The organism is Pseudonocardia ailaonensis (assembly GCF_039531635.1).
GTDB lineage: Bacteria > Actinomycetota > Actinomycetes > Mycobacteriales > Pseudonocardiaceae > Pseudonocardia > Pseudonocardia ailaonensis.
In genome coordinates this window covers 207,800-214,257 of sequence record NZ_BAAAQK010000023.1, presented here as the reverse complement: position 1 = coordinate 214,257, position 6,458 = coordinate 207,800, and the positions used below count along the sequence as shown (strand labels likewise).

The 6,458-nt window shown below is 72.9% G+C and carries 5 protein-coding genes; 3 read left to right on the top strand and 2 right to left on the bottom strand.

From position 1 onward, the window contains the following. The coding region (locus tag ABD324_RS28325; RefSeq protein WP_344423739.1) for an aminotransferase class IV at positions 1-532 on the top strand (532 nt) is incomplete at its 5' end. A 115-nt stretch (positions 533-647) separates the two neighbouring features. Here ABD324_RS28325 and ABD324_RS28320 read toward each other — a convergent pair. Beyond that, entirely contained in the window at positions 648-1,547 is a 900-nt protein-coding gene (locus ABD324_RS28320; protein WP_344423736.1) for a LysR substrate-binding domain-containing protein, read from the bottom strand. A 148-nt stretch (positions 1,548-1,695) separates the two neighbouring features. Here ABD324_RS28320 and ABD324_RS28315 point away from each other — a divergent pair, with 148 nt between their 5' ends. Then, a complete protein-coding gene (locus ABD324_RS28315) occupies positions 1,696-3,882 on the top strand; it encodes a transketolase C-terminal domain-containing protein (protein ID WP_344423733.1) in 2,187 nt (728 codons plus the stop codon). Positions 3,883-3,930: 48 nt separating this feature from the next. Here ABD324_RS28315 and ABD324_RS28310 read toward each other — a convergent pair whose 3' ends face one another. Next, a complete protein-coding gene (locus ABD324_RS28310; RefSeq protein WP_344423730.1) occupies positions 3,931-4,677 on the bottom strand; it encodes a glucose 1-dehydrogenase in 747 nt (248 codons plus the stop codon). A gap of 186 nt (positions 4,678-4,863) precedes the next feature. Between ABD324_RS28310 and ABD324_RS28305 the strand changes: the two genes are divergently transcribed. Then, a complete protein-coding gene (locus ABD324_RS28305; RefSeq protein ID WP_344423727.1) occupies positions 4,864-6,375 on the top strand; it encodes a flavin-containing monooxygenase in 1,512 nt (503 codons plus the stop codon). The last annotated feature ends 83 nt before the right edge of the window (positions 6,376-6,458 follow it).

The window sequence follows — 6,458 nt, the reverse complement described above, 5'->3', positions numbered from 1 at the left end:
CACCCGCGCCGCGGTCGGCGGGACCGGGACCGCGAAGTGCGGCGGGAACTACGCGGCGTCGCTGTTGCCGCAGGCCCAGGCGGCCGAGCACGGGTGCGCGCAGGTCGCCTACCTCGACGCGGCGGAGAAGAAGTGGATCGAGGAGATGGGGGGCATGAACATGTTCTTCGTCCTCGGTGGGACCGAGCTGCTCACCCCGGAGCTGTCCGGGAGCATCCTCGAGGGTGTCACCCGGCACTCGCTGCTGGTGCTGGGCAAGGAGATCGGCTGCCAGGTCAGCGAGCGCCGGATCTCCGCCGAGGAGTGGATCACCGGTTGCGCGGACGGCAGTATCACCGAGGTGTTCGCCTGCGGCACCGCGGCGGTGATCACCCCGATCGGCAGCGTGAAGTACGCCCACGGCGACACGGTCGAGCAGGTCCGGGTCGCCGACGGTGAGCCCGGCCCCATCACCACCCGCCTGCGTGAGCTGCTCACCGACATCCAACGCGGCACCGGCCACGACTCCCACGGCTGGATGACCACCCTCTGAGCACCGCCCGCCCGGACCCGGAGATCGGCCGGGCCGTGACCGAGGTGCGGTGCGGTCGCGACCGACGACACGGGTCGACGGCACCTCGCGGACCCGAAGCAGAGCTGTCGCTCGCTCAGAGGCCGGAGCGGCTGTTCGCGGCGCGGGTCAGCGCCGCCAGGGCCGCCGCCGCCAGCGGACTGCCGCCGACCCGCCGCCGGACCGCCAGGATGTGCCGCTGGGCGTTCGGTCCCGCCACGGCGACCCTCCGCGTGTGCGGGTCGCCGGCCGCGCCCAGCCGCGGCACCAGCGCGACGCCGAGTCCCGCGCCCACGAACCGCCGCACGACGTCGTAGTCGTTGGTCCGGAAGGCCACCCGGGGGATGAAGCCCTGCGCGGCACACAGGCGCAGGAGGCACTCGGAACCCGACGTGCCCGCGGCGGTGGAGATCCAGGTCTCCCCCGCCAGCTCGGACAGCCGCACCTCGCCCGACAGGCGGTGGTCCTGCGGGAGCAGCAGGACCAGGTCCTCGCTCAGCAGGACCGACCGGTGCAGGTTGCGGGGCCACGCCCGCGGGACGAGGTCGTACTCGTAGACCAGCGCGACGTCGAGCAGGCGGTCCGAGACCCGCGGCACGAGGGTGTCGGGTTCGGCCTCCTCGAGCTCGATGCCGACGTGGGGCAGGCGCGCGGCGAGCTCGGCGATCGCGCCGGGGAGCAGGTGCTCGCTCGCGGTGGGGAAGCTGCCGATGCGCAGCCGTCCGCGCTCGCCCCCCGCCAGCTCGCCGACGGCGTCCTGCAGGTCGTCGAGGAGCGCGAGGACCTCGATGGACCGGTCGGCGAGGAACGTCGCGGCGGGTGTGGGCGCGATCGACCGCGCCCGGCGCTCGAACAGCACCAGCCGCACGTCGTGCTCCAGGCTCGCGATCTGCTGCGAGACCGCCGACGACGTGTAGCCGAGCTCCTTGGCGGCGGCGGCGAAGGAGCCCGTGCGCACGACGGCGGCCACCGTCCTGAGATGGATGGGATTGAGCACGGCCGTCCTTTCGCGTCGGCCGACCATAGCGTGGGTAGCAGGCAAGGCCAAGCAGGTCTGATGCTTGCGTCACGGACCCGGAGCCTCCGCCCGTCGCCGTCGACCGGTTCGTGCACGAGGCTGAGGAGGACCGACGGAAGGCCGGGCGATGGACGCGATCGACGCCAACTTCTCGAAGCGGGTCGGCGAGCTGCCCACCGGGGCCTCGCCCCTCGTCCTGACGCCGCACGGGGAGCACACGCTGCTCACACTGTTCGACGCCCAGGCCGTCAGCCGCCACACCGACTTCGCCGCCCGGGAGCTGCAGTCCCGCGGCGAGGCCTTCTACACGATCGGCTCGGCCGGTCACGAGTCGAACGCCGCGGTCGCGCTGGCACTGCGGCCGACCGATCCGGCACTCCTGCACTACCGCTCGGGGGGCTTCTACGCGGCGCGCGCGAGCCAGGTCCCCGGGGTGTCCGCGGCCGACGACATCCTCCGCGGCGCCATGTCCTCGACCGCCGACGCCATCTCCGGGGGCCGCCACAAGGTGTTCGGGAGCGTCGCGCTCGGCATCATCCCGCAGACGTCGACGATCGCCTCCCACCTGCCGAGGGCCTTCGGCCTCGCCTACGCGATGGACAACCCCGCGCGGCGCGACATCGAGTCGCCCTGGCTCCCGGACAGCGTCGTGGTGTGCAGCTTCGGCGACGCCTCCGCCAACCACTCGACGGCCCTGGGCGCGCTCACCGTCACCGCCTACTGCACCCATCGGCGGCTGCCGCTCCCGCTGCTCTACGTCTGCGAGGACAACGGGCTCGGCATCAGCACCCGGTCACCGGCCGGATGGGTCGCGAACCTGCTCCGCTCGTTCCCCGGTGTCCGCTACCACCGCGCCGAAGGGACCGCCCCGCTCGACCTGATGCGCACCGCCACCGACGCCGTCGCGTACGTGCGCCAGGAGCGGCGGCCCGCGATCCTGCACCTGGAGACGGTCCGGTTCCTGGGCCACGCCGGCTCGGACGCCGAGATCGCGTACCGCTCGGCCCGCGAGATCGAGCGTGACCACGAGCTCGATCCCCTGCTGGCCACGGCCCGGGCGCTGCTCGACGCCCGGGTCCTGACGGCCACGCAGATCCTCGAACGCTACGAGGCGGCCCGCGCGACGGTGGCCGCGAGCGCGGCCCGGGTCCCGCGGGAGTACCTGCGCAGCGCGCGGGAGGTCGCCGAGCCCCTCGTGCACCGGGAGCCGGTCGAGGTCGCGCGGCGGGCGGCCCGCTCGTCCGCGGACCGTTCCCGGGTCTTCCGGACCCGGGCGCCCGAGGACGAGGGTCCGCTGACCCTGGCGCAGTCGATCAACGCCGCGCTCCGGGACCTGCTGGCGGCCCATCCGCAGGCGCTCGTCCTCGGCGAGGACGTGGGGCGCAAGGGCGGGGTCTACGGCGTGACCCGCGGGCTGCTCAGGTCCTTCGGCCCCGATCGCGTCCTCGACACCGTGCTCGACGAGCAGACCGTCCTGGGGACGGCCCTGGGGGCGGCGCTCGCGGGCTTCCTCCCCATCCCGGAGATCCAGTACCTCGCCTACCTGCACAACGCCGAGGACCAGCTGCGCGGGGAGGGCGCCACGCTGCGCTTCTTCTCGAACGGGCAGTACGAGAACGGCATGGTCGTGCGGGTGGCGGGGCTCGCCTACCAGCGGGGCTTCGGCGGGCACTTCCACAACGACAACTCGCTGGCGGTGCTGCGCGACATCCCGGGCCTCGTCCTCGCCGTACCGAGCCATCCGTCGTCGGCGCCCGGACTGCTCCGGCAGTGCGCCGGCCTGGCTCTGGCGGAGGGCCGGGTGTGCGTCGTCGTCGAGCCGATCGCGCTCTACCACCAGCGTGACCTGCACGACGGCGACGGGGCGTGGACCGCGCCGTACGCGCCGCCCGCGGAGTGGTCGGCCGACCCGTCGTGCGAGCTGGGCCGGGTGCGGACGGTGCGGCAGGGGGACGACCTGCTGATCCTCACGTTCGGCAACGGGGTGCGGATGAGCGTGCTCGCCGCCGGGACCCTGGCCCGGGCGGGGATCGAGGCCACCGTGGTGGACCTCCAGTGGCTCGCACCGCTCCCCGTCGACGAGATCCTCCGTCTGGCCGGGCGACACTCGACGGTCCTGGTCGTCGACGAGACCCGCCGGAGCGGCGGCGTGTCGGAGTCGGTGCTGGCGGCGCTCGTCGACGGCGGTTACGACGGGCGGATCGCCCGGGTGACCAGTGTGGACAGCTTCATCCCCCTCGGCCCGGCAGCGCAGCACGTCCTGCTGTCCGAGGCGGACATCGTCCGCGCGGCCGGCGCGGCGCGACGAGGGTGACCACGGTGACGGACCCGCACGGCTCGACGCGGAGCGGGTCCACCGCGGTCACTGGGCGGACCAGCCGCCGTCGATCACCAGCTCGGCACCCGTGATGAACGACGCCTCGTCGGAGGCGAGGAAGACCACCGCGGAGGCGATCTCCTCCGGTTCGGCCATCCGGCCGAGCGGCGTCACCCGCATCAGCTCGGCCTGGAACTCGTCGGTCATCCGCTCGCGCATCGGTGGGGTCGCCACGGCACCGGGATGGATGGAGTTGACCCTGATGCCCTCCTCGGCGTACCGCACCGCGGCGCCCTTGGTCATGCTCCGGACGGCACCCTTCGCGCCCTGGTAGGCGATCATGATCCGGCTGCCGAGCATGGCCCGGACGGACGAGGTGTTCACGATGGAGCCGCCCCCGGCGTCCCGCATCATCGGGATGCACGCGCGCATGCCGAGCCACATCCCCGTCTGACAGACCCGGATGGTGCGCTCGTAGCCCTCGACCGTCTCCTCCTCGACCCCGCCGGTGGTGAAGGCCCCGGCGTTGTTGAACAGCACGGTGGTGGGTCCCGCCCACTGCCGCACGGTGGCGGCCGCGGCGGCCCAGCCGTCCTCGTCCCCGACGTCGAGGGGGGCGAACCGGGCGTTCGGCCCCAGCTCGGCGGCCAGCTTCTCGCCGGCCTCCTCCTGGATGTCGGTGATCAGGACCCGGGCGCCCTCCCGCACGAACGCGGCGCACGCCGCCGCCCCGATCCCGCTGGCGCCACCCGTCACCAGGGCGACCTTGCCCGCCAACCTGTCGCTCGCCACCGCGGCCTCACCTTCTCGAGCTCGACGTCGTCGCACGCACCCCGTGCCCGGCGGTCCCGAAGCACTGGACACGCCGGACTCAGCAGGTACCCTAGAGTACCGGTGTACGAACGTTCATCCACCTCATCGCTCACACCGTTCAGTGGGGAGAGTTCAGTGGCTCGTCGACCGCGGCGGCAACCCAGCGTGGCCATCATCGGTGCCGGCCTGGGCGGAGTCGCCACCGCCGTCAAGCTGTCCCGGGCGGGTCTGCACAACTTCACCGTCTTCGAGCGCTCCCCGGGCGCCGGGGGAACCTGGTACGACAACACCTACCCCGGCTGTGCCGTCGACGTCCCGTCCCACGCGTACTCGTTCTCGTTCAAGTCCTACGACTGGTCCGGCACCCACGCCAAGCAGCCCGAGCTGCGGCGCTACGTGGACGACGTGATCGACGAGTTCGGCCTGCGCGACCGCTGCCGGTTCGGGGTCGGCGTCGTCTCGGCGGTCTGGGACCCCGCCGCCTCGTCCTACACCGTGACGACGACGGAGGGCGAGGTCCGTGAGTTCGACGTCGTGGTCAGCTGCACCGGCATGCTGAACGTGCCCCGCTACCCGGAGTGGCCCGGCCTCGAGGACTTCGACGGCCCCCGCTTCCACACCGCGCGCTGGGAGCACGAGCACGACCTCACGGGCAGGCGGGTGGCGTTCGTCGGCACCGGGTCGACCTCGGCGCAGGTCGTGCCCTCGATCGCGGACTCGGTCGGCGAGCTGCACGTGTTCCAGCGCCAGCCCGGCTGGGTCGTGCCCAAGAAGGAGCGCGTGTACACGGAGCGGGAGCGGGACCGCTACCGCCGGTTCCCCCTGCTGCAGAAGCTGCAGCGGTACCAGTTCTTCCGGACCTACCACCGCCTGTACGAGGCCTACGACGCCACGAGCAGCACGCAGGCGGAGATGCGGGCGCTGTGCGAGAACCACATCGCGAGCACCATCGAGGACCCGGCCGTCCGTGAGGCGGTCACCCCCCACTACGCCTACGGCTGCAAGCGGGGCGTCCAGGCGAACAACTTCTACCAGGCCTTCAACAAGCCCCAGGTCGAGCTGCACCCCCACGAGGTCGTCGCCGTCGAGGGCAACTCGATCGTCACCGCGGACGGCACGAGGACCGAGGTGGACGTCCTGATCCTCGGCACCGGGTTCCAGCCGACCAACTACCTGTCGACCGTCGAGGTCAGGGGCAGCGACGGCCGCACGCTCACCGAGACCTGGGCGGGCGAGCCCAAGGCCTTCCTGGGCATGACGGTGCCGCGGTTCAAGAACTTCTTCATCCTGTTCGGCCCCAACACCAACGGTGGCTCCATCATCATCCAGCTGGAACGCCAGGCCGAGGTCGTCGCCCGGACGGTCGGCCGGCTGGCCCGGCGGGGCCGGCCCGCGGCCGTCGACACGAAGCCCGAGGCGCTGCGCCGGTACGTGGACTGGATCGACCGGCGCCTCGCGGTGCACTCGAGCGCGCTCGAGTCCGGCTGCACGAACTACTACCACGTGGCCTCGGGCCGCAACGTGACCCAGTGGCCCGGCGACCAGTACCTCTACTGGGCCGTGACCCGGTTCCTGCCCCGCCTCGGGCTGCGCCTGGACACCGCGTCCCGGCCGCCCGTGCACCGGCCCGCCGTCGAGAAGAGCCGGCGCGCCCCGAGCCCCGTCCCCGGTCGGTAGTCCCTCCGGGCCCGCCTGCCCCGGCGGCGGGCCCGGACGAGGAACGGCCACCGTGAGCTCCTCGGAGGAGCTCACGGTGGCCG

Excerpts from the sequence above, each read along its gene's own strand:
- ABD324_RS28315 (WP_344423733.1), top strand. The coding sequence starts at position 1,696 with ATGGACGCGATCGACGCCAACTTCTCGAAGCGGGTCGGCGAGCTGCCC.